A 26,385-nucleotide genomic window follows, 5' to 3' on the forward strand; every position below is an offset into this window, starting at 1 on the left:
CCGGCATCCGACATTCCCGGGTCGCCGCGCACGGATGCCGTGTGACGCGCCGGCCGCGGTGCGGCGGTGCGGCGGTTCAGACCCGGCCGTTCAGGCGACGGCGCGCTCCAGAACGGGCGCGACGGGTGCGACGGGGGCGGTCACGCGCAGGCTCAGGGCATCGGCGAGTGCGAACACGTCGGCCGCGCCGGCCCTCGCGGCCGCATCGATGACGATCTGCGCGCAGGCGCGGGCATCGGCGAGGGCGTCGTGGTGCGCGAACTCCTCGAATCCGGCAGCGGCGGCGGCGATCGGCAGGCGATACGAATCGAGTGTGTACGTCTTGCGGGCGACCTGCAGGCTGCACAGCGAGCGGTAGGGCGGGCAGAGCTGCCCGGTCGCCTCGGAGGCGCGACGCAGGACGTTGAGGTCGAAGCCCGCATTGTGCGCCACGAGCACGTCGGCCCCGGCGAACGCGCACAGGCGATCGAATTGATCGACCCACGTGGCGGCCGACAGCACGTCCTCGGGCTGGATGCCGTGGATGCGGACGTTCCACTCCTGGAACTCGTCGTGCCCTGGCGGTGGCTGGATCAGCCATCCCGTGGTCGCGACGACTTCACCGCCGCGCACGCGGACGAGACCGACGGAGCAGGCAGAGGCCGGACTGGAGTTCGCGGTTTCGAAGTCGATCGCAGTGAAATCCAGTGGCACATCTCCACTTTCCCCCGGCGGCTCGCAGAGGGGTCGGAGACTCGCCGTATGCTGGCGACATGGCTGAGGACATGGCGACGTCGTTCGGAGCGCAGGCCGGGGATTACGAGGCCGGACGGCCCGACTATCCGTTCGAGGCGGTGGCGTGGATGCTCGAGCGGATGCCCGCGGATTCCCGTCGCGTCGCCGATGTCGGCGCGGGAACGGGCAAGCTCACGCGCGTTCTCTCGCAGGCTCCAGGCGCCGAGGTCGTCGCGGTCGACCCCGACCCGGAGATGCTTGCCACGCTCCGCGCTGCGGTTCCGGGGGTGCCCACCTTCGTCGGGTCCGCGGAGCAGCTGCCGCTTCCGGACGCGAGCGTCGACGCCGTCGTGCTGGGGCAAGCCTGGCACTGGGTGGATCCGGTCGCCGGCTCCGCGGAGATCGGGCGCACCGTACGCAGCGGGGGAGTGCTGGGCCTCATCTGGAACATCCGCGACGATCGTGTCGAGTGGGTCCGCAGGCTCACCGAGATCATGCACGGCAGTCACGCCGAGATCATGCTCGCCGAGGGCGATCCTGTCGTCGCTGCACCTTTCGGCCCGATCGAGCAGGAGCGGTGGGAATGGGTCCGCCCCGTCACCCGTGAAGTGCTGCACCGGATGGCGGCGTCGCGCAGCTACATCATCACAGCCCCTGACGAGGAGAAGGAGCGCATCCGCCGGGAGCTCGACGCCCTCTTCGATGAGCTCGACCTGCATGGCGATGCGACCATCGACCTTCCGTACGTGACCCGCGCGTACCGCGCCGTCCGCGACTGACGCACAGCCCCGCAGGATCGCCGGGCACCGGCCAGGTAGACTCGTGCCCCGTGGCTCTCACTATCGGCATCGTCGGCCTGCCCAACGTCGGCAAGTCCACCCTCTTCAACGCACTCACCAAGAACGACGTGCTCGCGGCGAACTATCCGTTCGCGACGATCGAGCCCAACGTCGGCGTGGTGAACCTGCCCGATCCGCGTCTGGCGAAGCTCGCGGAGATCTTCGGCAGCGAGCGGATCCTCCCCGCCGCCGTGTCGTTCGTCGACATCGCCGGCATCGTGCGCGGTGCGAGCGAGGGGGAGGGCCTGGGCAACAAGTTCCTGGCCAACATCCGTGAGGCCGACGCCATCGCGCAGGTCGTTCGCGGCTTCGCCGACGACGACGTCGTGCACGTCGACGGCACGGTCAACCCGGCATCCGACATGGAGACGATCAACGCCGAGCTCATGCTCGCCGACCTGGAGACCGTCGACAAGGCGATCGCCCGGTACGAGAAGGAACTCCGCGGCAAGAAGATCGAGCCTGTCGTGCTTGAGACCGCGAATGCGGCGAAGGATGCGCTGGAACGCGGCGTGCTGCTCTCGGTCGCCGGCATCGATCTGACGCCCATCCGCGAGCTGGGTCTGCTCACCGCGAAGCCCGTCATCTTCGTCTTCAACGTCGACGAGGCCGTGCTGACCGACGACGCTCGCAAGGCCGAGCTCGCCGCTCTCGTCGCCCCGGCGAAGGCCATCTTCCTCGACGCGAAGATCGAGTCCGAACTGATCGACCTCGACCCGGAGGATGCGGCGGAACTACTCGCCTCGACCGGCCAGGACGAGTCGGGCCTCGACCAGCTCGCCCGTATCGGCTTCGACACCCTCGGCCTGCAGACGTATCTGACTGCCGGTCCGAAGGAAGCCCGCGCCTGGACGATCCCCAAGGGCTCGAAAGCCCCTCAGGCAGCCGGTGTCATCCACACCGACTTCGAGAAGGGCTTCATCAAGGCCGAGATCGTCTCGTTCGAGGATCTGGTCGAGACCGGTTCCGTCGTCGAGGCCCGCGCCAAGGGCAAGGCCCGCCTCGAGGGCAAGGACTACGTCATGCAGGACGGCGACGTGGTGGAGTTCCGTATCGGAAACACATCTGGCGGATCCAAGTGAACACGGACGATCTCCCCGCCCCGGCTACGGAGGCGAACTGGAGCGAGGAGCAGGGCGCCACCGGCCTGTCGCTGAAGGACAGAATCCTCGAGCAGCTTCCCGTTGACGGGTCGTTGAAGCCGAACGCGGAGTTGCTCAGCGCCCTCGGCGCAGACAAGCAGGACTTCTGGAGCGCGCGTGAACTTCTCGTCGAGGAAGGAAAGGCGGTCCGAGGTCGCGGTCGAGGCGGTTCGACCGCCCGGGTCCTTGACGCCGAACTCACTACTGAGCCAGTGGATGAAGTCGGTGCCGAGTATGCCGTGCCTCGTCAGCCGGAAGACGCGTTGTACGAACCCCTGAAGAAAGTGCTTCTCGGAGACTGGCAGTCAGATAAGGGATTCGACTATCTCGCCGTCGAGGATGTCTCCCGGGCAGGGAGGCGGATCACAGGCGGAAAATGGACTCGGCCAGACTTGGTTGCCGTCGAAGTTCAGGTCTTCACCTATTTGCCTGTGAAGACTCTGTCGGTGCACACCTTTGAGGTGAAGCCGTCGGACATGATCGACGTAACTGCGGTCTACGAGGCGCTGGCCCATCGGCGTGCGGCTACACACTCGTATGTGCTGCTGCACGTTCCAGACGACCAACAGCCACCAGTTGCTCTCGAAGGCGTTATCACGGAGGCTCGGCGTCACGGCATCGGTGTGATCGTTTTTGCGGACCCATCGAACTATGACACATGGGAAGAGAAGGTCGTCGCGGATCGAACAGAACCAGAGCCAGCTGCACTCGACGACTTCGTTCGGGTACAGCTCCCGGAGGCGGCCCGTAGCAAGATCGAGAAAGCGGTCAGATGATGCATCGAGTCGCTGAGGCGTTTTGCTTCACGAACGAACTTCTTCGAGTCACCATGCGCCGATGCGGTGACTGAGGAGCATGGTGGGGTCGTCTCACGCGCATCAGGCGGAGCCGAGACAACTATCGGCTCGGTGCTTTCGCTCCGTCCCAGGTTTCCTTGCCGTGCGCCAACCGTGTTGGGTGGGGAGGTCGATCTGATCGCAGGCATATCCGCGGTGACGCGCCGACACGATCGCCGATAAGTTGACCGAATGAACGTCGCGAAGTACCACCACATCAACCCGCAATTTGTCTTGCGTCGCTTCGCCACCGTGGACGAGCGGATCCGAGTCATTCGCCTGCCCGGACGAACGGGCTACTCATCGCTCGTTGAGAACGCCGGTGGTGAGAACCACCTCTACTCGATACCTGAACATCCGAGTGGCGCGGATGTCTTCGAGAAGGCGCTTGGTGCGGGAATTGAGGGTGAGACATCAGCGATTTTCGACCGCGTCGGAGAAGGCGAATGGCCGCTCCCGCAGGATGCACGCGACACTCTCGCGGAGTTCGTTGCGTTGCAGATGCTGCGCGGTCCTGAGCGGCGGCGACAGATGGAGTCGGCGGCGGGCGACATTCTCTCGAAGGCGGCTGGCCAACTGAGTAGAGACGATTTCGCAAGGTGGGCGTCTGACACTGCGGGGCGCGCTCTCACCGAGGAAGAGGTTGAGGAACGTAGGGCCTCCGTTTTCAGCCCTGACGGCCTGACCCTCCCGCAGACGGCTCGCGACCACATCGAGATGATGGGTGAGACGACTGGGGAGGTCGCCGGGTTCCTCGCCAGTCGTCCTTGGACGTTGGTCCCGTTCACAGACCGCTCGCTCATTACATCCGACGCCCCAGTGTCGTTGGTTGCCCACAAGCAATCAGGTTCCGGACTGGGAGTGGGCGTCCGGACCGCTCGACTTGTGCTCTATCCGATGAGTCGCAGCATCGGCCTCGTGATGAGAGACCCTTTCGACGGTCGCAACCCGACGGACGATCTCAGCAACCTCGTTGAGAAGGCGCGCTCGGGCGTTCTCGACGACAGGTCACCTGGCACTGCGGATATCGAGAGATCTATGAATGCACGCACCGCGGCCCACGCGGCGAGCAACATTTATCATCACCCCGATGACGCTGAGTTCGTGCCGTCGGACTACCGGGAGACGCAGTGACCGGCCGGATTCTTCGACGCCCAAAGCCTTGAGCCCAAGACCACGCAGTCGGTGACGCTTCAATCTACTCGCGCCTCTTAGGATGACATCGTGCACATACAACAAGTCCAGATCAAGCGACTTCTAGGCTTCGAGGCGCTGACGCTTGACGTGGACTCGAATCTTCAACTGATCGCAGGACCGAACAACGCAGGCAAGTCCTCGTTCATCCGTGTGCTCGAGACCTTTTTCTCCGATCCGACCGCAGACGATTTCAGACAGCTGAAGCCCCTGAACGACTACTACGTCCAGGGTGGTCCCAGGATGCTGTCGAGCATTAAAGTCCATCTCGGTGGACTCACAGAAGCCGAAGCCGATGAGCTGAATGACGTAGTAAGCCGCGAAGGAACGTTCTGGGTTGAGATCACCTGCACGAGGAAGGGCAAGATCACCTACCGCACTTGGACAGGTACAGATGCGCGATCTCGCGAGATCTTCGATTGGGTTCTGCAGTCGTTCGACTTCGTGAAGATTCCGTCCGTCAGAGTGAGCGGCGACGACGAACACGATGCAGACCGGTCGTTGGCGCGGCTTCATGACACCCTGGAAGGTGTGCTTATCCGATCGGGCAGCTCCCGTTCCACGCAGCTCCAAAAGGACTTTGCCAAAGCAATGGAGCCGGTTGAGGATCTGGTGCGAGGGGTCCTCAATGAGTCAGTAAAGGCGGTGGCGACCGAACTTCCGTTCCAAGATCCCGTTCTCGGAGTGGACCTACCGGCGTCTCAGCACGCGCTGCGCGGGATGCTCAGGGAAGCCGTGATTACCAGTCACGATGATGTAGTGGTGCCGATCGCCGAGCGCGGCACCGGATTCCAGTCGGCTTTGGTTCTCGGTATTCTTCGCTACGTCTCGTCGAAGAGCAGGCAGGCAGGCACCAGCGTTCTCTTCGCCATTGAGGAGCCCGAGGCGTTTCTCCATCCACAGACGCAGCGAGCGATGGCAAAGATCCTCAAGGACATCTCGGCGGAAGCCCAGATGCTCGTCACAACCCATAGCCCCGTGCTCGTTGACTCGTTCTCCGTTACACGGATCGCACGCCTTCCCCTTAGCCCGGAGGGCATGACTTACTCGGCGTGGAAGCCCGACCTGGCAGTTGACGAAGAAGGACGGCTGACGCGTTACTGCGACGCCACCAACAGCGAGTTGGTGTTCGCCAGCTCCGTGATACTGGTCGAGGGGCACGGTGACAAGCTCGTCGTCGACTACTTGCTGGAGAGCATCACCGGTGGAGCGGGTGGTCACTACGCCCTTGGTATCGCAGTGATCGAGGCTTCCGGGATCACGACGATATCGCACCTGCTCCGGCTCGCTCAGCTCTTTGGCGTCCGCGCCTTTGTGCTTACCGACAAGGACGGTGTCCACAAGAGCGGCGACAACAAACGCGCGCTGGTCGAGATTCTGAAAGCCAAGGATCCCAAACCGTCCGTGACCTTCCTCAATGGCCTGCGTGATCTCGCCGACCGACCGGTGGACACCCTCAAGGCAGCACTCGAGCACCAGCAGGAACTCAACACGATGCTGCAGCCGTGGGACGCGTTTGTGCTGAGCTCCGACCTCGAAGGCCTGCTCCTCGACGTCGTCCCGCAAGAGAAGCTGGCGGAAATGCTCGGCCCTGATGAGGCCAGTGAAGTGAGCAAAGAGACCGCTGAGGAGTTCGCGACGGGGGCCGCGGGGCGTGAAGCGATGGCGGCCCACCTCGGCTCAAAAGGATGGAACTCTGATCGTAAGAAGTCCGGCAAGGCAAAGCCGCACATTCCGTCGGCGCTGCTGCGGCAGCATCTCGGCTCGGTCTCGAGCCAGCATCGCGCCATCAAACCGCTGATGACTTGGCTCAGTGCGATCGTAGCCGCCCATAAGCGCGCGCCGCTCTGACCATCCGATCTACAAGTTCGTCAGGCCTCGTGATCAGCTAAAGGTTTACCAACTACGGAACGTAGTGGAGTTCCGCTTCAACAACTGAGCACGATCTGAGGAGAGGCGACGACGTCGTGGCGCTCTGCCTCAACAACCGAGGGCTGCGGTGATCCGCTCATGGGATCCCACGACGTTGTCGAGCTTTGCATCGGGAACGCCGCTGGTGGGCGGATGTCGGGCACTGATTCCGACCACAGCTGGGGGTAGCGGTGCGCGTGAGGCATAGACCGCGCTCTTGGGTTGGCCGCGTGGGGACATTCTCCATGAACACGGCGAGAGTGCTGTTCTTTCTCCTGATGGGCACCGTGGCGATCGTCGGCTTGTCCCTCGGGGTCGCCCTCTTGAACGCGGACGAGACCCGGTACTGGGGCACGTTCACTGAGGAATCCTGTACCGAGAAGACGCGTTTCGGTTGCAGAAGCGTCGGCACCTGGGTGAGTCACGACGGCACGGTCCAACTCGATGACGTCTACCTCGACGGTGCTCCGGACTCAGACGGGACGGCGGAGGCGCAGTATCATCCCTCGGGGATCGGCAACAGCGACGACGACAAGATTGTTCACACCTCCTTCGGAGTCGCTATCGAGCCGTTCGTCCCCGTCGGAATGATCGCGTTGGCGGGAGGCCTGTCCTATGTACAGTGGCGGAAATGGCGAGGGAGTTGGAAGTGAACACCTCTCCCGTTCCGTGGCGATGAGGAGCCGACGGCGCCGCGGCTGACAGGGTAGCTGGAAGTCCAGAATGAGGAATAGATGGCAGTAGTGACTCCGCTGGAGACACGGTCGACCGGCGGTGGACAGGCGACGACAGGTGATCTCGCCGGCCGTGCCGTCCTCGTTGTGCCGCTCGACGGAGTCTGGGAGCTGCACCACAAGCCGTGGGATGAATCGCACGAGGGGGAGTGCGAGGATTCGTACTGGCCACCTGAGGCCGAGACTATCGCCGAGTGGTCGGAGTGGGGTATCGAATGGGTCGAGCCCGCGGCGCTGATCCCATTCGTCCGCACTCATTGGCCCGAGTTCGACCCCGAGATCATCGCGGCAAAACGCCTCCCGGGGACCCATGAGCAGGTAGGCGAATCGGCGCCGCCGTCGTTGCGACGCACCCTCCTCATCCGCATCTGCCTGATCATCGTCATCGTCGGGCTCGTCGTAAGCGGGGTCACCGCGTTCCCTTTGCGCGAAGAGCTCATGCTCGGACGCGACATCCTGAACAACACGGGACTCAGCACGGTCTTCGCCGACCTCGCGTCCTGGGTCCATCGGGTCGCTGAGGGGCTCGAGGTCACCGGCACCGAGTACCCGTTCCTCGCCTACGGCACGGACTGGCTGGCGTTTGCCCACCTGGCGATCGCGGTCGCTTTCGTCGGACCGCTCATCGATCCGGTGCGCAACGTCTGGGTGACCATCTGGGGCCTCATCATGTGCGCAGGCATCCTTCCACTGGCACTCATCGCCGGAGCGATCAGGGGGCTTCCGTTCGGCTGGCAGCTCATCGACATCTCATTCGGTGTCGTCGCTGCCGTGCCGCTCACCATCGCGCTCGTGCTGACACGCCGACTCGAGAGACAACGCATCGGCGCCCACTGACGGCCCGCGTCTGCGCACGACCCGCACGGGTGACAGGATTGACGGATGACCGCAACACTCGTGGCCCAAGGGCTGGCCGGCGGGTACGGCCACCGCACCCTGTTCGATTCCCTCGACCTGACCGTCACGGCGGGTGACGTCGTCGGCCTCGTCGGGGCGAACGGGGCGGGGAAGTCGACCCTCCTGAAGCTGCTGGCCGGTGTCGACGAGCCCCAGGCCGGCACGATCCGGCTCTCACCGGCGGATGCCTTCGTCGGCTGGCTGCCGCAGGAGCACGAGCGCATCGTCGGAGAGAGTGTCGCCGACTACATCGGCCGTCGCACGGGCTGCACGGCTGCGACCAGAGAGATGGATGCCGCCGCCGCTGCGCTCGGTGACCCCAGCCTCGCCGCTCCCGGCACAGACCCGGCCGACATCTACTCCGTCGCGCTGGACCGCTGGCTGGCGAGCGGTGCCGCCGACCTCGACGAGCGACTTCCGGTGGTGCTCGCCGACCTCGGACTCGACCTCGGCGCCGACCCGGCCTCAGCGATGATGACGTCGCTTTCCGGCGGACAGGCCGCCCGCGTCGGTCTCGCCGCACTCCTGCTCTCGCGTTTCGACATCGCCCTGCTGGACGAACCGACCAACGACCTCGACCTCGACGGGATCGAGCGGCTGGAGGCCTTCGTGCGCGGACTCCGCGGCGGTGTCGTCGTGGTCAGCCACGACCGCGAGTTCCTCGCGCGCTGCGTGACCCGTGTGCTGGAACTCGATCTCGCGCAGAACAGCAACCGCGTATTCGGCGGTGGTTATGACGCGTACCTGGAGGAGCGGGCCACGGTGCGTCGACACCAGCGCGAGAAGTACGACGAGTTCGCAGACAAGAAGGCCGACCTCGTCGCTCGTGCCCGGACCCAGCGCGAGTGGTCGAGCCAGGGTGTGCGCAACGCGATGAAGAAGGCTCCGGACAACGACAAGATCAAACGCAAGGCGTCGGCCGAGTCGAGTGAGAAGCAGGCGCAGAAGGTGCGTCAGATGGAGAGCAGGATCGCCCGGCTCGAAGAGGTCGAAGAGCCGCGCAAGGAGTGGCAGCTCGAGTTCACCATCGGCTCGGCACCGCGCTCCAGCTCGGTCGTGTCGACACTGAGCTCGGCCGTGTTCCGGCAGGGGAGCTTTCAGCTCGGACCCGTGTCGCTCCAGGTGAACGTGGGGGAGCGGATCGGCATCACCGGCCCCAATGGCGCGGGGAAGTCGACGCTGCTGCGCGGGCTGCTCGGGCGGCAGCTTCCGGACGAGGGCACGGCGAGTCTCGGTGCGAGTGTGCAGATCGGCGAGATCGACCAGGCCCGCGCCCAGCTCGTCGGCACGCAGCCGCTCGCGGTCGCCTTCGAGGGGCTCGTGCCGGAGATGGCGTCCGGCGAAGTCCGTACTCTTCTCGCGAAGTTCGGACTCAAGGCCGATCACGTGATGCGCGCTGTCGACGAACTGTCGCCGGGGGAGCGCACCCGCGCCGGACTGGCGTTGCTGCAGGCGCGGGGCGTCAACCTGCTCGTGCTCGACGAGCCGACGAACCACCTCGACCTGCCCGCGATCGAGCAGCTCGAACAGGCGCTCGAGTCCTACGAGGGAACCCTGCTGCTGGTCACCCATGACCGGCGGATGCTCGCGACCGTGCAGACCGACCGGCAGTGGCGGGTGGAGGCCGGGCAGGTCGTCGAGGTATGACGAGCGTCGTCATCGACAGCGTCCCGCACGATCGGCTGACCACGAACGACCTGGCAGGGTTGCGGGAGCTTTTCCACGCCGAGTACTCCGCGGATCTCGGGGTGTGGAATCCTGATCAGCCCTATGGTTACGCGCCGCACGACCTCCATACCATCGCCCGACTCGACGATGCCGTGGTGGGACACGTCGGCTGGGCGCGGCGCACCATCAGCGTCGGTGCAGCCGAGGTCGTGATCGCCGGAGTCGGTGGGGTTCTGATCGCCCCGCAGGCACGAGGAGAGCGGGTCGGCGCCCAGCTCATGGAGTGCGCAGCCGCATCGATGACGGAGGCCGGGGGCATCGCGTTCGGGTACCTCGGATGCCGTGAACAGGTCGTCGCCTTCTACGAATCCTGCGGATGGCACCGCGTCTCTGCAGCGGAGCACTCGATCGATCGCGCCGGTCAGCCACCACGCAGCCTCCGGGGCCGCCGATTCTGACACTCCCGCTCGGCTCCCCACCGCGCAGGTGGCCCGAGGGCACGATCGATCTTCGCGGGCGGGCCTGGTAGCGGCCGACTCTGCTGATCCGCTGCCGGAACGTCTTGCTGACCGCCGGGTCGGGATACGCTGGAACATGGCGGCTTCGGCCGCGGTTCGGTCGCTGGCGTCCACCGTGGACGTTCCGCCGGAGTTCCTGACCCTGACGGCACGAGGAGATTGACGCCGATGACCGACACCCAGATCTTCGAGCCCGACGGCCGCGCGATCCCCTTCGTCGACGAGGGCGACGGTCCCGTCAAGCTCGTCCTGATCCAGGAGCGCGATCTGGCTGCTGATGTTCTCGGCGTCGTCGCGCACTACCTCGCCGAGGAGGCGGGCTTCCACGTGCTGCGCATCGGTCATCGCGCCGAGGTCAAGCACGAAGAGGTCTCGCTGGAGGATCGGGTCGAAGACGTACTCGCCGTGATCGATCACGTCGGTCTGGGCGACACGTGGATCGGCGGCCATGGCTTCGGCGGTACCGTCGCACGGGCCTTCGCCCTGGCCCACGCCGATCGCGTGAACGGCCTGGCCCTGCTTGCTGTCGAAGAGAATGACATTCCGCTCGCGCCGGTGATGCCGATCCTGATCATCCAGGGCACGAAGGACATCGACGCTCCGTTCGCCAACGGTGAGCAGCTGCAGTCGACGGCGCCGGAGCGTGCGAGCGTGAAGAGCATCGACGGGGCCGATCACATGTTCCCGATGACGCACCCGATCGAGACCGCCGTGGTCATCGAGGAGTACCTCGACTGGGACTGAGCACCTCGCCCAGAGGCCCTCGCCGAGCGACGTGACCCGCTATCGACCCTGACGCTTCTTGTACGGCTTCGGCTGCCCCTTCACGGCGGGCGTGCGGCCCTTGCCCTTCGATGCTTTGGCCTTTCCTCCGGCCGGGGCGGGTGCATTGCGCACCGGCTCCGGAGCCGCGGCGACCTCTGCCTTCGCTTCGACGAGGAGGAGTTCGCCGACAGGGGTGAGCCGGGTCGGGCCTTCGCGATGGACGATCGGATGACCGACCTCGGCTTCGAGCTTGTCGATCGAAGTGTAGAGGGAAGCCAGCGGGATGCCGAGCTTCTCCGCCGCACGCGGGAAATGCAGTTCCTCCGCGAGGACGACGAAGCGGCGGAGCAGAGAGATCTTCACGGTGGCCTTTCCAGTGTTCGCACGGGTGTGCGAGCTTCTTCCAGGTTACGCGGTGCAGACAGACGGATGCCGCGACCCGATCGGCCGCGGCATCCGGAATCCTTCGGTCAGGCGACCTGAGGGGTGACGGCGAAGGACACGGAGCCTTCGTCGTCGACGCCGGCATCGAGGATCTTGTCGTCGAGTGCAGCGGCCGCCGACTCATCGAGGAACAGCCGGGTGCCGGCGACCTCCACGACCTGGTCCTGCGGCTCAGGGTCCGCGGCGACGAGCACGGCGAGGCGTGCACCGCCCTCGGGTCCCTGGGCCTCGGTGGAGTGGATGCGGAGCCCGGCATCCGGTGCGTCGGTCTGACGGCTGACAAGGGTCGTCACGATGGCGGAGGCGTTGTCGGTGAGGGTGAGCACGAGACTCTCCTTCCGGTTGGGGCATGCCACGGTCGCGGCATGTCCGGGCCACGATGCCGGACCTCGGAGATCGTCTCAACCCCCTTGCGCGGATTCGGAGGAGGCTCTTACCCTGCTCGCAGGTTCTTGCGCAGAAACACCTGCGCGGTGCCGTCGCCGTCGGGCACCCGCTCATGCTCCTCATAGCCGCACGACTCGTACAGGCGGATGTTCGCCTCGCTCAGGCTTCCGGTGAACAGCTCGGCGACGTCTGCGCCCGACGCCTTCTCGGCGCTCTCGAGCAGCAGCCTCCCGATTCCCTCGCCCTGCATATCGGGGGCGATCGCGATCCTGCCGATCAGGAGCAGACCGTCCTTCTCGACGTAGCGGATGGCACCGACGAGGCGCCCATCGATGCGCGCCGTCAGCCCGGACTCCGACCGCAGCTCCGCCTCCAGCTCGGAGAGCGTCTGCGTCAGAGGCGGCATGTCGACGCTCCCGTAGATCGCGGCCTCCGAGACGAAGGCGGCGCGCTGCACGGTCAGCACCTCGCCGGCATCCTCGTCGCCGATCGGGGAGATCACGATCTCCGGCCGGGTTCTGCTCGGATCTTCGTTCACGGCTTCTGCGTGCACGGAGTCTGCTTTCACGTTGTCTGCGTCATTCACCCGAGCCACATTCCGGGTCGCCTCCCCACGGTGTCAACCCCCTCGCCGCGCGTCTCCGCCCCGGCTAGCGTCACCGGCAGGAGGTCACACCATGGCTGAAAGCAAGACCACGAAGACCGGCGGCTCGACGAAGGGCGCGGCGAAGACGACCAGGCAGCAGAACGCGGAGAAGGGGTTCACCGCCTCGACGACGCTCGCGAACAACCTGCAGGCGGTGCTCGTCGACCTGCTTGATCTCGCGATCCAAGGAAAGCAGGCGCACTGGAACGTCGTCGGACGCAACTTCCGCGACACGCATCGCCAGCTCGACGAGATCATCGACGATGCGCGGGCCTTCAGCGACACGATCGCGGAGCGCATGCGTGCACTGCACGCCGTCCCCGACGGGCGCAGCGCGACCATCGCGAAGACGACGTCGCTTCCCGAGTTCCCTGCGGGGGAGGTGTCGACGACGGAGACCATCGACCTGATCACCGAGCGCCTCGAGGCCGCGGTGGGAACGGTGCGCGACGTGCACGACGCCGTCGACGAAGAGGACCCGACCTCGGCCGACCTCCTGCACGCCATCATCGAGCGGCTCGAGCAGTTCGCGTGGATGGTCAGTGCGGAGAACCGGAGTCCGGCGGGTCGCTGAGCCCTCTCGCGTCCGCGGAGTCGCCGTCACTCGTCGGCGGCTCCGCGGACGAGAGGACGGCCCCGCATGACGCGGGGCAGCGCCACCCACAGGGATACCACCAGCACGACCGCTGCGATGAGAGCGATGATCCCCGCCGTACGGTCCACCGTGAAATCGACGATCAGGGTCGTCACGCCGATGGTCAGGGCACCGATGACGACCAGGTCGATACGGACGATCCGGGCGGCGATGCGGACGAGGTCGGGCTTGCGACGGCGGCCGAAAAGTGCACGATGCATCCCCACCGGCGCGAGTGCGAGGATGGTCGCCACCGCAGCGAGAGCGACGAGGACGACGTACAGATCTCGCTGGAGCTCGTCCATGTCGGTGAAACGCGGCTGGAAGGCGACGGCGAGGAGGAATCCGGTGAGGATCTGCGTACCGGTCTGCATGACGCGCAACTCCTGCAACAGCTCGTCCCAGTTGCGATCCGCCCGTTCATTCGCGGTCTCGTCGCGTCCGTCGGCACGGTCGTCGAGACCGTCCCCACGACCAGATGGTTCTGATGTCATGGTCTCAGTGTGGATTCCGCACTCCGGTGCTGTCCAGACGCGTGCACCCGCAGAACGAAAGAAGGCACGATGACGCTCCCGCCGATTCGCGACTGGTGGTCCGAACTCTCGGAAGACGGGCGCCGGGCGGTGCTCGACAGCAAGACCCCGCACCTGGAAGAGGAGGTGCGCGAGGAGATCCGCGTCATCACCGGCGCCGTGGTCGGGATGGTGGAGTCGCTGAGCGACGACGACCTCGAGTACGCCCGCTCGCACGCCGAGCACGAGGAATGACCTCCTGCGTGCACGGCTCGGCTGCTTACGCGTCGTCGGTCTCGGTCGTAGCCGCATCCTCTTCACGTAGCCGCGGTTCGGTGCGTCGTTCCGGGCGCACGCCGGCCTTGTCGGCGTAGAACGCGCGGATCCGGTCCATGTCCGACGCGACATCGCCGGTCAGGTCGATCGTCGGCCCGAGTCCCGTGGTCATGGTCGTCCGATCGACGAACCCGAGCGTCACCGGCATGCCTGTCTCTCGGGCGATCCGGTAGAAGCCCGATTTCCAGTACTCGTTGCCGCCGCGGGTGCCATCCGGAGTGACAACCAGGCCGAAGACCGTGCCGTCGTGGACCTGGCTCACGACGTCTCTCACCACGCGTGCCGGATCGGCGCGGTCGACGGGGATCCCACCGAGGCGACGCATGACCGGCCCTCGCCAGCCGTGGAAGAGGCTCTTCTTCCCCAGCCAGTGCACGTCGATATCGAGCTTCCAGGCGATGGCGAGCATCAGGACGAAATCCCAGTTCGACGTGTGGGGCGCGCCCACGAGCACGGTCGGGCGCGTCGGCGCGGCCTCGCTCACGAGCGTCCATCTGCTGAACGCCCAGAAGATGCGGGCGAGGAGTCGTGTGACCATGGATCAACCGTAGGGGAGAACAGCTGTCCGCCCGCTGTCGACGCCCACCGGGCAGGTTCGGCGCCACCGCCTCCGGGCGGGCGTACGATCGAGGGATGAAGAAAACGCAGCAGGACTCCGTGCAGCAGGAAGCGCCCGTCGGGCTGCAGCCGCTCCTGGACTCTCTGAATCTGCTCGAGGGCGATGCTGTCGGCTATTGCAGCAATGGCGTCTGCCAGTTCCCCGCCCCGAAGAGCGAGTAAGCGGCAGACGCCATCGCAGGCCGTCTACGGAGGGTCAGTGACCGCCGTGGAAACCCTCGCCGGCATCGTCCGCGGGCTTGCGGACGAACGGGCTGAGCGCCACCGCCGCGAGCGAGATGATCGCCGCGATGAGGAACGCCATGCGGGCGCCGGGGGCGCCGGCGACCGCGGTCGACAGCCCCTCCTGCTCGCCCGCGTGCAGGATCGACGAGTACGTCACCAGCAGCAGCGCGACACCGGCCGCGCCGCCGACCTGCTGCAGCGTGTTCAGCACCGCAGAACCGTGCGAGTACAGCGATCGCTGGAGCGACCCGAGCGAGGCGGAGAACAGCGGCGTGAAAGACATCGCCAGGCCGACCGACATCGCCGCCTGCACGATGATGAGAACCCACCACACGGTGTGCTCGCCCACCGTCGAGTAGAAGAAGAGCGACGCCGAGACCAGGATCGTGCCGGGGATGAGCAGCGGACGCGTGCCGCGCGCATCGTAGACACGGCCCATGACGGGCCCGAGCAGCCCCATGAGCAGCGAGCCCGGAAGCAGGATCAGGCCGGACTGCAGCGGGTTGAGACCGGCGACGTTCTGCAGGTACTGCGGAAGCAGCGTCAGCGTGCCGAACATCGACAGCGCCAGGATCGACATGATGATCACCGACAGCGTGAAGTTGCTGGAGCGGAACACGCGCAGATCGAGCAGCGCGTCGTCGACGCGCTGCAACACGAGCTGACGCCAGACGAACAGGCCGAGCGACACCGCGCCGACCACCAGCGAGATGATGCCGGCGGTCTCGCCCGATCCGCCCTCGCCGCCGAACTGGCTGAGTCCGAACACGATGCCGCCGAAGCCGAGCGCCGCGAGCGGGATCGACAGCACGTCGAGCGGCACGGCGCGGGTCTCACCCAGGTTCGTCATCCACTTGACGCCCATGAACAGGGCGATGAGGGAGATCGGGAGGATGATTCCGAAGAGCGCGCGCCAGCTGGCGAGTTCGAGCACCGCACCCGCGAGGGTCGGGCCGATGGCGGGAGCGAGCGAGATCACGAGGCCGACACGGCCCATCATGCGACCGCGGGACTGCGGCGGCACGACGTTCATGATCGTCGTCATGAGCAGCGGCATCATGATGCCGGTACCGGCCGCCTGGATCACACGGCCGACGAGCAGCACGGCGAAGCCGGGGGCGACGAGCGCCACGAGCGTGCCGAGCGAGAACGCGATCATCGCGGCGATGAAGACCTGACGCGTCGTGAACCGCTGCAGGATGAACCCGGTGGTCGGGATGACCACGGCCATGGTGAGCATGAAGGCGCTCGTGAGCCACTGGCCGAGCTCGGGCGGAATGCCCAGGTCGGTGTTCAGATGAGGGATCGCGATCCCCATCGTGGTCTCGTTGAGGATGGCGACGAAGGCGGCAACCAGTAGCAGCCAGATCACCCGCATGTCCTTGCGGGAGATCTCGCCCCCTGCCGCTGCGGGGGTCGTCGAGATGGAGCCGGTATCGACGGCAGACATGGGCGGCCTCCAGGGCGAAGAAGAAACGGAGTATCGCGAGAGTTCGCAAGAGTCACTCAGCGTAACGGCAGCCGCGGACATTTCATTCCGAATTCACAGATATCCGCCGACGGCGGAGGCGCGGGCCTCGGTGTCCCCGCACGTGAGTACGCTGGCGCCATGAGCATGGGCGGCGGCATGGGCGGTGGCCCGCGGGGTGGTGGCTTCCGCGGGGTCGACGAGAGCGCGCAGCGGAAGCTGAATGCCGAGGCCCCCCGGATCAACGGCCTCGGTGCGCGGGTCGTCTCGCTGTTCCGCGCGTATCGCTGGCGCATCTTCTCCACCGGCATCCTGGTGGTGGTCGGCGCCGCGATAGCCGTCGTGCCGCCGCTGATCGTGCAACGGATCTTCGACGATGCACTCTTCCCCGTCGCCGGGGGAGGGCCGCACCTCGAACTGCTGGCCTGGCTCGTCGCCGCCATGATCGGTCTCTTCCTGCTCTCCGCCGCTCTCGGAGTGGCCCAGACCTGGCTCACGGCAACGGTCGGCAACAGCGTCACCGGCGACCTGCGTGTGAAGCTGTTCGAGCACCTGCAGGCGATGGAACTCGGCTTCTTCACCCGCACCAAGACGGGCGTCATCCAGTCACGCCTGCAGAACGACGTGGGTGGCGTCTCCGGCGTGCTGACGAACACCGTCACCAGCATCCTGGGCAACGTCGTCACGGTGATCGCCTCGCTCGTCGCGATGATCCTGATCGACTGGCGTCTCACGCTCATCGCCGTGATCATGATGCCGTTCCTGATCTTCGTCCAGCGCAAGGTGGGACAGGTGCGGGCACGTATCGCTGGAGAGACGCAGGAATCGCTGTCCGAGCTCACCTCGATCACGCAGGAGACGCTGAGCGTCTCGGGCATGCTGCTGTCGAAGGCCTTCAACCGCCAGCGCACCGAGTCGGAGCGCTACCAGGCGGAGAACCGCAACCAGGTGGTCCTCCAGGTGCGCCGGGCGATGAGCGGCCAGGGCTTCTTCGCCGTCGTGCAGGTGCTGATGGCCAGCGTTCCTGCCGTGATCTATCTCGTCTCCGGATACCTGATCGCCGGCGGCACGGGGGCGATCACCGCAGGAACCGTCGTCGCGTTCACCACGGTGCAGGCGCGGCTGCTCATGCCGTTGATGGGTCTGATGCGGGTGTCGCTCGATCTGCAGACGTCGTCGGCGCTGTTCGCGCGCATCTTCGAATACCTCGACCTCGTCCCGGAGATCCAGGATGCGCCCGACGCGATCACGGTCGACGACGCACCCGGGCCGCGAGGACGCCTGGAGTTCGCCGAGGTGGTGTTCCGCTACCCGGACGCGTCCTCCGACGCCCGCCCGACGCTCGACGGAGTGTCCTTCGTGGCGGAACCCGGCCAGCACGTCGCGTTCGTGGGCCCCTCGGGCGCCGGCAAGACCACGATCCTGTATCTGGCTCCGCGCCTGTACGAGGCGAAAGGCGGAGCCGTGATGTTCGCCGGTGCCGACGTGCGCGCGCTCACTCAGGAGTCGATCATCGACAACGTCGGCATCGTGTCGCAGGAGACGTACCTCTTCCATGCCACGATCCGTGAGAACCTGCGCTATGCCAAGCCCGATGCGACCGAGGAAGAACTGATCGCCGCCTGCACCGCCGCGAACATCCACCACATCATCGCCGGCTTCGAGCAGGGCTACGACACCGTGGTGGGGGAGCGCGGCTACCGGCTCTCCGGTGGCGAGAAACAGCGCATCGCGATCGCCAGGGTGCTGCTGAAAGACCCCCCGGTGCTGCTCCTCGACGAAGCGACCTCGGCACTCGACACGGTCTCGGAGCGCGTGGTGCAGGAGGCGCTCGACGAGGCCGCGAAGGGGCGCACGACCCTCTCCATCTCCCACCGGCTCTCGACGGTGATGGGCGCGGACGTGATCCACGTTCTGGAGGCCGGGCGCATCGTCGAGTCGGGTTCGCACGTCGAACTGCTCGCCCGCGGCGGTCTGTATGCCGAGCTCGCGGCCGAGCAGGTGGCGGCGTCGCGCGTGCTCGAGACCGAGGCCGCCGTCGAGGAGGAAGTGACCGGGGGCGCCGTGGCACCCCTCGACGATCGCCGCGCGGACAAGGCGCCCGCCGATTCCGCGGGGGCCGATGCGGTCGCGACCATCACCGCTGCGGTGCCGCTGCTCGCCGAGCCTCGACCGGACGAACGGGTCAACCCGCCTGAGCCCTGAGCCCTGAGCCCTGCGCCCTGCGCCCTGAGCCCTGAGCCCTGAGGAGGCGTCGTGGCACCGCGCGTCAGTGCACCGAGAGGCCGCCGTCGACGAACAGCGACTGGCCGGTGACGTAGGCCGAGCCGGCTCCGGCAAGGAACACCGCGGCTCCCGCGAAGTCGCTCGGCAGACCGTTGCGCCCGATCATCGTGCGCGCGGCGAGCTCCGCGACCTTCTCCGGGTCCTGCTGCAACCGGGCGTTCAGAGGGGTGAGCACGAAGCCGGGGACGAGCGTGTTGCTGGTGACGCCGGTTCCACCCCAGGCCTCGGCCTCGGAGCGCATGAGCGATTCCACCGCGCCTTTCGACGCGCCGTAGATGCCGCTGCCCACGAAGGCGCGGTGGGCCTGCTGGGAACTGATGTGAATGAGTCGACCGTATCCGCGTGCGGCCATGCCCTGCGCATAGCGCTGACCGAGCAGGAACGGCGCGAGGGCGTTGACTGTCATCGTCGCGTCCCAGTCGTCTTCGGTGATCTCCGCGAACGGCGGGCGGATGTTGATGCCGGCGGAGTTGACGAGGATGTCGGGCGCGCCGAACGGTGCGGCCGCTGCTTCGCCGACGGCGTGGATCCCGTCCCTCGTGCTGAGGTCGCCGATCACGCCGTGGGCGCGGCATCCGAGCGCGCGCAGCTCGTCGACCGTCTCGCGGACGCGATCCTCACCGCGCGCGACGATGACCGTCGACGCTCCGGCGCGAGCGAGTGCGGTGGCGATGCCCCGGCCGATCCCGGAGCTGCCGCCGGTGACGACGGCGGTGCGACCGTCGAGTGAGAACAGGGAGGAGAGGTAGTCGTTCATGTGTTCACCGTCAGGGGTTCGGAGGGTGGGGTCACCACGCGAGCGCGGCGGCGATGGCGGGGTCGGGCGCGGCGTCGGCGAACTCGGGGAGGGCCCGCAGCTCCGAGATGAAGGCGTCGACCTCGGCGGCGTAGGTCGGGTCGGCATGGCTCTCGGCGATCTCGAGGAGCGAGGCGACGTCCATCGCGAGGATGAGTTCGATGCGAGCGGTCACCGAGGCGTGGGCACCGGCCTCGTGCAGCACGTGGATGCCGCCGCGGAGGGCCGCGAGGTAGTCGCGCAGCACCGGCAGCTGTGCCTTGCCCTGAGTGATCGAGGTGCCATCGGCGCGGAGCCGCCAGCGCACGACCACATCGGGGATCACATCGAATGCGCGTGCCCGGGTGTACATGAGCTGCGCGACCACCTGGTCTTCGTAGGCGACCCCCTCGGGGAAGCGAAGGTCGTGCCAGAACGAGGTGCGGCTCACCTTCGACCAGGCGACGATGTTCGAGACCGCCAGGGGGTGCGCGGCGAGGGTCGTGCCGAGTCGCTCCGGAGACGTGGCCGCAGCGACCCAGGGCTGCACGCGGCCGGCGACGTAGCCGTCACCGCGGACCCGCGAGCGTACGTAGGCGCCGGCGACGAAGTCGCTTCCGGTCCGGCCCAGTGTCTCCGTCATGCGGGCGAGGGCGTTCGGCAGCAGTTCGTCGTCGCCGTCGAGGAAACCGAGGTACGGGGTGTCGACGAGCTCCAGACCGACATTGCGCGCGGCGCCGAGACCGCGGGAGGCCCCGTGGCGGATCGTCGTGAAGCGGGGGTCTTCGGCTGCGGCGGCGTCGAAGATCGCTCCTGTGTCATCCGTCGAGCCGTCGTCGATGAGGATCGCCCGCCATCGTGACTCGGTCTGCGCGCGCAGCGAGTCGAGAGCGGCGGGGGCGAAGGCCGCGATGTCGCGTCCGGGGACGATCAGCGTCACGATCGGGGCGGAGGCAGTCACCTGCTGAGTCTATGACCGTGGCTCAGCCGCGGGCCGCGCGCACCGACTCGGCGACGAGCACAGCCAGCCGTTCGGGAGCATCCGGGGGCAGAACCGCGCGATCGAACGTGAAACGTACGGCGGTCTGCGCCACTTCGGGGGCCACACCGCAGGCGAGCAGCACGTGCGACGGCTCGTCGCTGCCCGCCGCGCATGCCGATCCGCTCGACGAGATGACCCCGCGGCGCTCCAGCTCGAGCAGAATCGACTCCCCGCTGGTGCCGGCGAACGTGAAGCTCGCCGTTCCGGGCAGACGGCCTCGGGAATCCCCGGTGAGCGTGGCATCGGGGATGCTCGTGAGCACCCGGGTGATGAACCGCGCGGTCGCCGATCCGACCTGCGCCGCAACCGTTACGCGTTCCGTCTCGGCGAGTTCCAGCGCCGTCGCGAGTGCTACGGCGCCCGCGACGTTCTCGGTGCCTGAGCGTCTCCCGCGCTCCTGGCCGCCGCCGTGCAGCAGCGGCTCCACCGGCACGCGCCCACGGACGGCCAGGGCACCGATGCCTTTCGGAGCCCCGAGCTTGTGGCCGGCGATCGACACCGCGTCTGCGCCGAGATCACCCAGAGGGAGCCATCCCGCCGACTGCACGGCATCCAGATGCAGGGGGACGCGGGCGGCACGGGCGACGGCGGCGAGCGCCGACACATCCTGGACGGTGCCGATCTCGTTGTTGGCGTGGCCGATCGAGATCAGAGCGGAGTCGTCCCTGATCGCCGCAGCCAGGTCATCCGGGTCGATCCGTCCGCGCGAGTCCACGGGCAGGAGGGAGACCTCGATGGCGTGGAAGCGTCGTAGATAGTCGGCGGATCCGAGGATCGACTCGTGCTCGATCGGCGAGGTCACCAGATGCCGCCGCCCCGTCTCGAGAGCCGCGAGCATGATGCCCTTCACCGCGAGGTTGTTCGCTTCGGTGCCGCCGGCGGTGAACACGACGTCGCCCGTCCGCATCCCCAGCACGCGCGCCACCCGTGCACGGGCATCGTCGAGCGCGCCCGCCGCGGCCTCGCCGGCCGTGTGATGGCTCGATGGGTTTCCGAACACGCCGGAGAGGAACGGCCGCATCGCTTCGAGCACCTCCGGTCGTACCGGGGAGGTCGCGGCGTGATCGAGGTAGAGCATGCCGGTGCGGGGCAGGTCCGAGGGCGACATCGCGGTCAGTCGATCCGCAGATCCAGGCCCAGATCGAGGGCGCGCGCGGAGTGTGTCAGCGCCCCCACCGAGATCACGTCCACTCCGGTGCGGGCGATGTCGCCGACCGTGTCGAGGTTCACGCCTCCCGAGGCCTCGACCGTGGCACGGCCGGAGATGAGGGCCACCCCCGCGCGCAGGTCGTCGAGCGAGAAGTTGTCGAGCAGCACGGTGTGGGCACCGCCGTCGAGGACGGCGGGGATCTGGTCGAGCCGGTCGACCTCGACGACGACGTGGGTCGTGTGCGGGAGGCGGGACAGCGCCTCGCGGAGCGCCGTCGCGAGGTCGAGCCCCGAACGCGTGAGCACGGCCAGGTGGTTGTCCTTCGCCATCACGGCATCCGACAGCGAGTACCGGTGGTTGTGTCCGCCGCCCGATTCGACCGCATGCCGTTCGAACGCCCGCAGTCCCGGCGTGGTCTTGCGGGTGTCGGCGATGCGAGCACCAGTGCCCTCGATCGCGGCGACGTACGCGGCGGTGAGGGTGGCGATACCGCTCATCCGCTGCGTGAAGTTCAGGCCGACGCGCTCTGCGGTGAGCACACTGCGGGCCGACCCCGAGACCGAGGCGAGCACGTCGCCCGCGGCGAACTCGTCGCCGTCACCGACGTGCAGGTCGATGTCGAGAGTCGCGTCGGTGAGCCGGAACGCGGCGGCGAAGACCTCTCCACCACTGAAGACTCCGGGTTCCCGGGCGACGAGATCGGCGGTCGCGGTGGCATCCGCTGGCAGCAGCGTGGTACTGGTGACGTCCCCCCAGGGCGCGTCTTCTTCGAGGGCCGCGCCGACGACGCGGTTCATGGTGGCGGTGGTCAGCATCAGACGGGCTCCAGGATCGATGAGGGGAGGCGAGAAGAGGCATCGGCGGCGGTTCCGGCCGCATCGACACGATGGTGGGCGCCGACGGATACCGTGCGGGCGAGCGCTGCGGTGGCCGTCGCCTGCGCGAGCAGCAGCAGATTCGCGTCTTCGTGCGCCGACACGGTCGTCGGCGCCGGGCTCTCCGCGGTCCAGGTCTGCAGGACGTCGAGCGCGCGGGAGAGACCGTCTCTGTTCCGCAGCAGTCCGACGTCCTCCCACATCAGCCGCTGCAGCGCAGAGCGACTGAACGCGGGGGCGATCGCACCGCGGCTCCCTTCCGCACGGGGGCGGGCCTGAGGGGAGCCGTGCGCGACATCCGCCCAGGGTCTCGACAACGCCGCCGCCGCACGGGCCCCGAACACCGCGCCTTCGAGCAGCGAGTTCGACGCCAGACGATTTGCCCCGTGCACCCCGGTGCGTGCCACCTCTCCCGCGGCGAAGAGGCCGGGCACGGTGGTGCGGCCGTCGAGGTCGGTGACCACGCCACCCATCAGGTAGTGCGCGGCCGGCGTCACGGGGATCGGTTCGCGGGCCCAGTCGAAGCCGCGTTCTCTGGTCACCCGATCGATCGTGGGGAACCTCCGCGCGAGGGTCTCGGCACCGAGCATCGTGGCGTCGAGCCTGACCGGGGCGGCCTGAGCCGTGGCGCGGCGTGCGATCGCTCGCGCCACCACGTCGCGCGGTGCGAGCTCGCCGTCGGGGTGGCTGTCGAACACGAACCGACGGGCGTCGTCGTCGATCAGTGTCGCGCCCTCGCCGCGCACCGCCTCGGAGATGAGGAACGCGGGGCCCTTCGCCAGGATCGTCGGATGGAACTGGACGAACTCCAGGTCGGCGACCGCAGCGCCCGCCCGTATCGCGGCGGCGATGCCGTCTCCGGTCGTCCCCGCCGCGTTCGTCGTGTGCGCGTAGAGGTGGCCGGCGCCGCCGGTGGCGAGGATGACGGCATCGGCGGGGATCTCGGAGACCTCACCGTCGAGGAGGATCCGGATTCCGCGCACGGCGCCTTCCTGCCTCAGCAGGTCGACCAGGAAGGCATGTTCGATGAGGGGGATGTCCGTCCGCCGCACGGACGCGACGAGCGCCGCGGAGATCGCCGCGCCCGTGGCGTCACCTCCCGCGTGCACGATGCGGGCGTGGCGGTGGGCGGCTTCACGCCCGAGCAGCAGAGTGCCGTCCACCGCACGATCGAAGCCGACACCGCGTGCGATCAGCTCGGCGATCCGTGCCGCTCCGTCCGTGACCAGCACCTGCACGGCGTCCCGGTCCGACAGCCCGGCACCGGCGTCTCGGGTGTCGGCGGCGTGCAGTGCGGCAGAGTCGTCCGGACCGTAGATGCCGGCGACGCCACCCTGAGCGAGCCCGGTGCAGCCGTCTCCGAGGTCGCGCTTGGTGACGATCGTCACGTCGTGTCCGGCCTCGTGCGCATGAAGCGCCGCGGTGAGTCCCGCAATGCCCGACCCGACGACGATGACGTTCATCGTGCGCCCGCGACCACCGGAGGCCTCGCCGCGAGCATCCGCTCCAGCGCCACACGCGCGGGGTCGGCCACATCGTCGGAGACGGTGATCCGGTTCGGCGTGCGGCCGGCCACCAGCTCCTCCAGAACCCAGGCCAGGTATCCGGGGTGGATGCGGTACATCGTCGAGCAGGGGCACACCACCGGGTCGAGGCAGAAGATCTCGTGCTGCGGGTACTGGGCGGCGAGCCGGCGGACGAGGTTGATCTCCGTGCCGATCGCGAATGTGGTCGGCTCGGTGGCCGTGTCGATCGCCCGGCGGATGTACTCGGTCGAACCGGCCTCATCCGCGGCGTCGACGACCTCCATCGGGCACTCGGGGTGCACGATCACGCGCACGCCGGGGTGCTCGGCACGGGCCTGGTCGATCTGGCCGACGGTGAAACGCCGGTGCACCGAGCAGAAGCCGTGCCACAGGATCACGCGCGAGTCGAGCAGGTCTGCGGCCGAGGATCCGCCGAGCGCTCGCCGTGGGTTCCACATCGGCATGTGTTCGAGCGGCACCCCCATCGCCTTCGCGGTGTTCCGACCCAGGTGCTGGTCGGGGAAGAACAGCACGCGGCGCCCGCGCTCGAAAGCCCACTCGAGCACGGTCTCAGCGTTGGACGAGGTGCAGACGATCCCGCCGTGCCGTCCGACGAAGCCCTTGATCGCCGCCGAGGAGTTCATGTACGTCACCGGGATCACGGGCACGCGGCCGTCGGCGTCGACGGCGTCGAGGTCGCCGAGCACGTCTTCGAGCTGTTCCCAGCAGTCCTCGACCTGGTCGATGTCGGCCATGTCCGCCATCGAGCATCCGGCGGCGAGGTTGGGCAGGATCACCGCCTGGTCGGGCTGCGAGAGCAGATCAGCGGTCTCGGCCATGAAGTGCACGCCGCAGAACACGATGGCTTCGGCATCCGTCCGTCCCTTGGCCGCGGTCGCGAGCTGGAACGAGTCGCCGACGTAGTCCGCATGCTGCACGACCTCCTCGCGCTGGTAGAAATGGCCCAGGATCACGACGCGGTCGCCGAGGGTGGCCTTCGCGGCGCGGATCCGTCTGTCGAGCTCCTCCTCCGTCGCCTCGCGGTACTCGGTGGGCAGCTCTCCCTGACGCGGCGCCCCCGTCGGGATCACGTCGCCCATGGAAGAGCCGGGTCCGTAGCCCGGTCGCGCGTCGAAGTCCCACGGACCGGCGGCGAGGTCGGTGGTGCATGTGGCGTCGGTCGACGCGCCGCTGACGATGGCCTGGATCGCATGGTCGACCGAGGCGTCCAGCGGCGGGACGGCCGGCGCGGGGACGAAGGTGATACTCATCGGGTGCTCGTTTCTTCGGGACCGAGCGGGCCGCGATCGGCCAGCTCGACGTCGGTGTTGTCGCGGTACAGACGTGCAGGTCGGTGGCTTCCGGTGCGGAACCGGTCGGTGGGGAGCAGGTTGCCCGCGGCCTCCACCTGACGCCGGAAATTGGCGGGGTCGAGGGTGCGGCCGAGAATCGCCTCGTAGGCTTCGCGCAGCTCGGCGAGGGTGAACTCCGCAGGAAGGAATCCCTGGGCGACGCGGCTGTAGCCGACCTTGTTGCGCAGACGCCACAGCGCGTACTCGATGATCTTCGCGTGGTCGAAGGCCAGCTGCGGCAGCTCGTCGATGTCGAACCACTCCACGTTCTCGGGCGCGTGACCGGACGCGCGATGCGCCGCGCTCTGCGCTGTCACATCGTCCTGTCGCAGCAGCGCCCAGTAGACGATCGACACGACCCGGGTGGGGGAGCGGTCGACGGCGCCGAAGGCGTAGAGCTGCTCGAGGTAGCTGGGGGAGAGTCCTGTGGTCTCGGCCAGGGTGCGTGCCGAGGCGTCGACGGGCGATTCGGTCGGGGTGAGCCAGCCGCCGGGGAGAGCCCATCGATCGGCGTACGGCTCGCGGGTGCGCCGCACGAGGGGCAGCGCGAGGACCGCGCGTCCGTCGTCCGTGCGACGCAACGTCAGGATGACCGTCGAGACGGCGACCCGGATTTCGCTAGTTTGAGTCATAGACACCTTAACCTCCGAGATCGATCTTAGTGTCATTCGGACACTTAGTGGGCGCAGATGACGGCGGTCCGCGTTGAGTCCGAAACGTTATCTCGCGGGCGCAGGGAAGCTTGTTCGGCGGGGCGGGGTTTGTTAGGTTACTGTCCTAACAAACCCCTTCGGGAGGAGCCGACCGGCTGCCTCCCAGGGCCCAGGAACCCCACCTCCGGGGTTCTGCTCCATCCGGAGCGATCCCTCCTGCAGTGCAGCACCGAGAGGA

28 protein-coding genes are annotated in these 26,385 nt (G+C 67.4%); 14 read left to right on the forward strand and 14 right to left on the reverse strand.

Annotation, left to right across the window (positions count from 1 at the left end; genetic code table 11):
- Positions 1–90: 90 nt before the first annotated feature.
- Positions 91–693 (reverse strand): exonuclease domain-containing protein, encoded by a 603-nt coding sequence (locus GZ64_RS0111435; protein WP_021199560.1) that lies wholly within the window; start codon positions 691–693, stop codon positions 91–93.
- Between the two features lie 59 nt (positions 694–752).
- Between GZ64_RS0111435 and GZ64_RS0111440 the strand changes: the two genes are divergently transcribed.
- From GZ64_RS0111440 to GZ64_RS0111485, 10 genes are all read left to right on the forward strand, one after another.
- Positions 753–1,493, forward strand: a complete 741-nt coding sequence (locus GZ64_RS0111440; protein ID WP_029266668.1) for a class I SAM-dependent methyltransferase — start codon at positions 753–755, stop codon at positions 1,491–1,493.
- Between the two features lie 50 nt (positions 1,494–1,543).
- Complete coding sequence (ychF, locus tag GZ64_RS0111445; protein ID WP_029266670.1) at positions 1,544–2,635, forward strand: redox-regulated ATPase YchF; 1,092 nt, start codon at positions 1,544–1,546, stop codon at positions 2,633–2,635.
- Positions 2,632–3,471: a hypothetical protein gene (locus GZ64_RS0111450; protein WP_029266672.1), complete on the forward strand. Its 840-nt coding sequence runs from the start codon at positions 2,632–2,634 to the stop codon at positions 3,469–3,471. Before ychF ends, GZ64_RS0111450 begins: the two co-directional genes overlap by 4 nt.
- A 252-nt stretch (positions 3,472–3,723) precedes the next feature.
- Positions 3,724–4,665: a DUF4238 domain-containing protein gene (locus GZ64_RS0111455; protein WP_029266674.1), complete on the forward strand. Its 942-nt coding sequence runs from the start codon at positions 3,724–3,726 to the stop codon at positions 4,663–4,665.
- A 90-nt stretch (positions 4,666–4,755) separates the two neighbouring features.
- Positions 4,756–6,576: an ATP-dependent nuclease gene (locus tag GZ64_RS0111460; protein WP_029266676.1), complete on the forward strand. Its 1,821-nt coding sequence runs from the start codon at positions 4,756–4,758 to the stop codon at positions 6,574–6,576.
- A gap of 290 nt (positions 6,577–6,866) precedes the next feature.
- Positions 6,867–7,289, forward strand: coding sequence for a hypothetical protein (locus GZ64_RS0111465; protein ID WP_136025413.1), 423 nt, complete (start codon positions 6,867–6,869; stop codon positions 7,287–7,289).
- A gap of 81 nt (positions 7,290–7,370) precedes the next feature.
- Positions 7,371–8,207, forward strand: a complete 837-nt coding sequence (locus tag GZ64_RS20195; protein ID WP_231479879.1) for a hypothetical protein — start codon at positions 7,371–7,373, stop codon at positions 8,205–8,207.
- Between the two features lie 45 nt (positions 8,208–8,252).
- The gene (locus GZ64_RS0111475) at positions 8,253–9,914 is read left to right on the forward strand and encodes an ABC-F family ATP-binding cassette domain-containing protein (RefSeq protein WP_029266680.1); all 1,662 of its coding nucleotides are present in this window, start codon (positions 8,253–8,255) and stop codon (positions 9,912–9,914) included.
- The gene (locus GZ64_RS19115; RefSeq protein WP_231479880.1) at positions 9,911–10,393 is read left to right on the forward strand and encodes a GNAT family N-acetyltransferase; all 483 of its coding nucleotides are present in this window, start codon (positions 9,911–9,913) and stop codon (positions 10,391–10,393) included. Before GZ64_RS0111475 ends, GZ64_RS19115 begins: the two co-directional genes overlap by 4 nt.
- 228 nt (positions 10,394–10,621) lie before the next feature.
- Positions 10,622–11,197 carry an alpha/beta fold hydrolase gene (locus GZ64_RS0111485; RefSeq protein WP_021199569.1) on the forward strand — a complete coding sequence of 192 codons (576 nt, stop codon included), beginning with the start codon at positions 10,622–10,624 and terminating at the stop codon, positions 11,195–11,197.
- A 39-nt stretch (positions 11,198–11,236) separates the two neighbouring features.
- On the opposite strand, the gene GZ64_RS0111490 is transcribed toward GZ64_RS0111485, so the two are convergent.
- From GZ64_RS0111490 to GZ64_RS0111500, 3 genes are all read right to left on the reverse strand, one after another.
- On the reverse strand, positions 11,237–11,581 hold the full coding sequence (locus tag GZ64_RS0111490; protein ID WP_021199570.1) for a helix-turn-helix domain-containing protein: 345 nt from the start codon (positions 11,579–11,581) through the stop codon (positions 11,237–11,239).
- Between the two features lie 107 nt (positions 11,582–11,688).
- Positions 11,689–11,988 carry a hypothetical protein gene (locus tag GZ64_RS0111495; RefSeq protein ID WP_017828684.1) on the reverse strand — a complete coding sequence of 100 codons (300 nt, stop codon included), beginning with the start codon at positions 11,986–11,988 and terminating at the stop codon, positions 11,689–11,691.
- Between the two features lie 107 nt (positions 11,989–12,095).
- The gene (locus GZ64_RS0111500; protein ID WP_081859748.1) at positions 12,096–12,587 is read right to left on the reverse strand and encodes a GNAT family N-acetyltransferase; all 492 of its coding nucleotides are present in this window, start codon (positions 12,585–12,587) and stop codon (positions 12,096–12,098) included.
- A 139-nt stretch (positions 12,588–12,726) separates the two neighbouring features.
- Between GZ64_RS0111500 and GZ64_RS0111505 the strand changes: the two genes are divergently transcribed.
- Positions 12,727–13,269, forward strand: a complete 543-nt coding sequence (locus GZ64_RS0111505; protein WP_021199572.1) for a Dps family protein — start codon at positions 12,727–12,729, stop codon at positions 13,267–13,269.
- A gap of 26 nt (positions 13,270–13,295) precedes the next feature.
- Here GZ64_RS0111505 and GZ64_RS0111510 read toward each other — a convergent pair whose 3' ends face one another.
- Positions 13,296–13,823: a DUF6328 family protein gene (locus GZ64_RS0111510; RefSeq protein ID WP_029260365.1), complete on the reverse strand. Its 528-nt coding sequence runs from the start codon at positions 13,821–13,823 to the stop codon at positions 13,296–13,298.
- 69 nt (positions 13,824–13,892) lie between these two features.
- Here GZ64_RS0111510 and GZ64_RS0111515 point away from each other — a divergent pair, with 69 nt between their 5' ends.
- The gene (locus GZ64_RS0111515) at positions 13,893–14,096 is read left to right on the forward strand and encodes a hypothetical protein (RefSeq protein ID WP_021199574.1); all 204 of its coding nucleotides are present in this window, start codon (positions 13,893–13,895) and stop codon (positions 14,094–14,096) included.
- Positions 14,097–14,121: 25 nt separating this feature from the next.
- On the opposite strand, the gene GZ64_RS0111520 is transcribed toward GZ64_RS0111515, so the two are convergent.
- On the reverse strand, positions 14,122–14,715 hold the full coding sequence (locus GZ64_RS0111520) for a 1-acyl-sn-glycerol-3-phosphate acyltransferase (protein ID WP_029266684.1): 594 nt from the start codon (positions 14,713–14,715) through the stop codon (positions 14,122–14,124).
- Positions 14,716–14,810: 95 nt separating this feature from the next.
- On the opposite strand from GZ64_RS0111520, the gene GZ64_RS20050 reads away from it, so the two are divergent.
- The gene (locus GZ64_RS20050) at positions 14,811–14,957 is read left to right on the forward strand and encodes a hypothetical protein (RefSeq protein WP_168441045.1); all 147 of its coding nucleotides are present in this window, start codon (positions 14,811–14,813) and stop codon (positions 14,955–14,957) included.
- A 34-nt stretch (positions 14,958–14,991) separates the two neighbouring features.
- Here GZ64_RS20050 and GZ64_RS0111530 read toward each other — a convergent pair whose 3' ends face one another.
- Positions 14,992–16,470, reverse strand: a complete 1,479-nt coding sequence (locus tag GZ64_RS0111530) for an MDR family MFS transporter (protein ID WP_021199577.1) — start codon at positions 16,468–16,470, stop codon at positions 14,992–14,994.
- Between the two features lie 165 nt (positions 16,471–16,635).
- Between GZ64_RS0111530 and GZ64_RS0111535 the strand changes: the two genes are divergently transcribed.
- Positions 16,636–18,693 carry an ABC transporter ATP-binding protein gene (locus GZ64_RS0111535; protein ID WP_036331441.1) on the forward strand — a complete coding sequence of 686 codons (2,058 nt, stop codon included), beginning with the start codon at positions 16,636–16,638 and terminating at the stop codon, positions 18,691–18,693.
- A 64-nt stretch (positions 18,694–18,757) separates the two neighbouring features.
- Here GZ64_RS0111535 and GZ64_RS0111540 read toward each other — a convergent pair whose 3' ends face one another.
- The 7 genes from GZ64_RS0111540 to GZ64_RS0111570 are packed head-to-tail and all read right to left on the reverse strand — an operon-like array spanning position 18,758 to position 26,126.
- The gene (locus tag GZ64_RS0111540) at positions 18,758–19,531 is read right to left on the reverse strand and encodes an SDR family NAD(P)-dependent oxidoreductase (protein WP_029260361.1); all 774 of its coding nucleotides are present in this window, start codon (positions 19,529–19,531) and stop codon (positions 18,758–18,760) included.
- A 31-nt stretch (positions 19,532–19,562) separates the two neighbouring features.
- The gene (locus GZ64_RS0111545) at positions 19,563–20,510 is read right to left on the reverse strand and encodes a glycosyltransferase family 2 protein (protein ID WP_029266688.1); all 948 of its coding nucleotides are present in this window, start codon (positions 20,508–20,510) and stop codon (positions 19,563–19,565) included.
- A gap of 22 nt (positions 20,511–20,532) precedes the next feature.
- Positions 20,533–21,669 (reverse strand): cysteine desulfurase family protein, encoded by a 1,137-nt coding sequence (locus GZ64_RS0111550; protein ID WP_029266690.1) that lies wholly within the window; start codon positions 21,667–21,669, stop codon positions 20,533–20,535.
- Positions 21,670–21,704: 35 nt separating this feature from the next.
- Positions 21,705–22,556: a carboxylating nicotinate-nucleotide diphosphorylase gene (gene nadC / locus GZ64_RS0111555; protein ID WP_021199582.1), complete on the reverse strand. Its 852-nt coding sequence runs from the start codon at positions 22,554–22,556 to the stop codon at positions 21,705–21,707.
- Positions 22,556–24,079 (reverse strand): L-aspartate oxidase, encoded by a 1,524-nt coding sequence (gene nadB, locus GZ64_RS0111560; RefSeq protein ID WP_029266692.1) that lies wholly within the window; start codon positions 24,077–24,079, stop codon positions 22,556–22,558. Before nadB ends, nadC begins: the two co-directional genes overlap by 1 nt.
- On the reverse strand, positions 24,076–25,413 hold the full coding sequence (gene nadA, locus GZ64_RS0111565) for a quinolinate synthase NadA (RefSeq protein WP_029266694.1): 1,338 nt from the start codon (positions 25,411–25,413) through the stop codon (positions 24,076–24,078). The genes nadB and nadA overlap by 4 nt, the downstream gene beginning before the upstream one ends.
- The gene (locus tag GZ64_RS0111570) at positions 25,410–26,126 is read right to left on the reverse strand and encodes an NUDIX hydrolase (RefSeq protein WP_029266696.1); all 717 of its coding nucleotides are present in this window, start codon (positions 26,124–26,126) and stop codon (positions 25,410–25,412) included. Before GZ64_RS0111570 ends, nadA begins: the two co-directional genes overlap by 4 nt.
- Positions 26,127–26,385: the final 259 nt, after the last annotated feature.

It is taken from the genome of Microbacterium sp. Cr-K32, from assembly GCF_000708345.1.
In the GTDB taxonomy this organism is placed as follows: domain Bacteria; phylum Actinomycetota; class Actinomycetes; order Actinomycetales; family Microbacteriaceae; genus Microbacterium; species Microbacterium maritypicum_A.

What these genes read in the sequence shown, in the direction of transcription:
- GZ64_RS0111530 (WP_021199577.1), bottom strand. Translation starts at nt 16,470, where the DNA reads ATGTCTGCCGTCGATACCGGCTCCATCTCGACGACCCCCGCAGCGGCA.
- GZ64_RS0111515 (WP_021199574.1), top strand. Translation starts at nt 13,893, where the DNA reads ATGACGCTCCCGCCGATTCGCGACTGGTGGTCCGAACTCTCGGAAGAC.
- GZ64_RS0111505 (WP_021199572.1), top strand. Translation starts at nt 12,727, where the DNA reads ATGGCTGAAAGCAAGACCACGAAGACCGGCGGCTCGACGAAGGGCGCG.
- GZ64_RS0111540 (WP_029260361.1), bottom strand. Translation starts at nt 19,531, where the DNA reads ATGAACGACTACCTCTCCTCCCTGTTCTCACTCGACGGTCGCACCGCC.
- GZ64_RS0111475 (WP_029266680.1), top strand. Translation starts at nt 8,253, where the DNA reads ATGACCGCAACACTCGTGGCCCAAGGGCTGGCCGGCGGGTACGGCCAC.
- GZ64_RS20195 (WP_231479879.1), top strand. Translation starts at nt 7,371, where the DNA reads ATGGCAGTAGTGACTCCGCTGGAGACACGGTCGACCGGCGGTGGACAG.
- GZ64_RS0111485 (WP_021199569.1), top strand. Translation starts at nt 10,622, where the DNA reads ATGACCGACACCCAGATCTTCGAGCCCGACGGCCGCGCGATCCCCTTC.
- GZ64_RS0111535 (WP_036331441.1), top strand. Translation starts at nt 16,636, where the DNA reads ATGGGCGGCGGCATGGGCGGTGGCCCGCGGGGTGGTGGCTTCCGCGGG.
- nadA (WP_029266694.1), bottom strand. Translation starts at nt 25,413, where the DNA reads ATGAGTATCACCTTCGTCCCCGCGCCGGCCGTCCCGCCGCTGGACGCC.
- GZ64_RS0111510 (WP_029260365.1), bottom strand. Translation starts at nt 13,823, where the DNA reads ATGACATCAGAACCATCTGGTCGTGGGGACGGTCTCGACGACCGTGCC.
- GZ64_RS0111550 (WP_029266690.1), bottom strand. Translation starts at nt 21,669, where the DNA reads ATGCTCTACCTCGATCACGCCGCGACCTCCCCGGTACGACCGGAGGTG.
- GZ64_RS0111570 (WP_029266696.1), bottom strand. Translation starts at nt 26,126, where the DNA reads ATGACTCAAACTAGCGAAATCCGGGTCGCCGTCTCGACGGTCATCCTG.
- nadC (WP_021199582.1), bottom strand. Translation starts at nt 22,556, where the DNA reads ATGCTGACCACCGCCACCATGAACCGCGTCGTCGGCGCGGCCCTCGAA.
- nadB (WP_029266692.1), bottom strand. Translation starts at nt 24,079, where the DNA reads ATGAACGTCATCGTCGTCGGGTCGGGCATTGCGGGACTCACCGCGGCG.
- GZ64_RS0111520 (WP_029266684.1), bottom strand. Translation starts at nt 14,715, where the DNA reads ATGGTCACACGACTCCTCGCCCGCATCTTCTGGGCGTTCAGCAGATGG.
- GZ64_RS19115 (WP_231479880.1), top strand. Translation starts at nt 9,911, where the DNA reads ATGACGAGCGTCGTCATCGACAGCGTCCCGCACGATCGGCTGACCACG.
- GZ64_RS20050 (WP_168441045.1), top strand. Translation starts at nt 14,811, where the DNA reads ATGAAGAAAACGCAGCAGGACTCCGTGCAGCAGGAAGCGCCCGTCGGG.
- GZ64_RS0111440 (WP_029266668.1), top strand. Translation starts at nt 753, where the DNA reads ATGGCTGAGGACATGGCGACGTCGTTCGGAGCGCAGGCCGGGGATTAC.
- GZ64_RS0111455 (WP_029266674.1), top strand. Translation starts at nt 3,724, where the DNA reads ATGAACGTCGCGAAGTACCACCACATCAACCCGCAATTTGTCTTGCGT.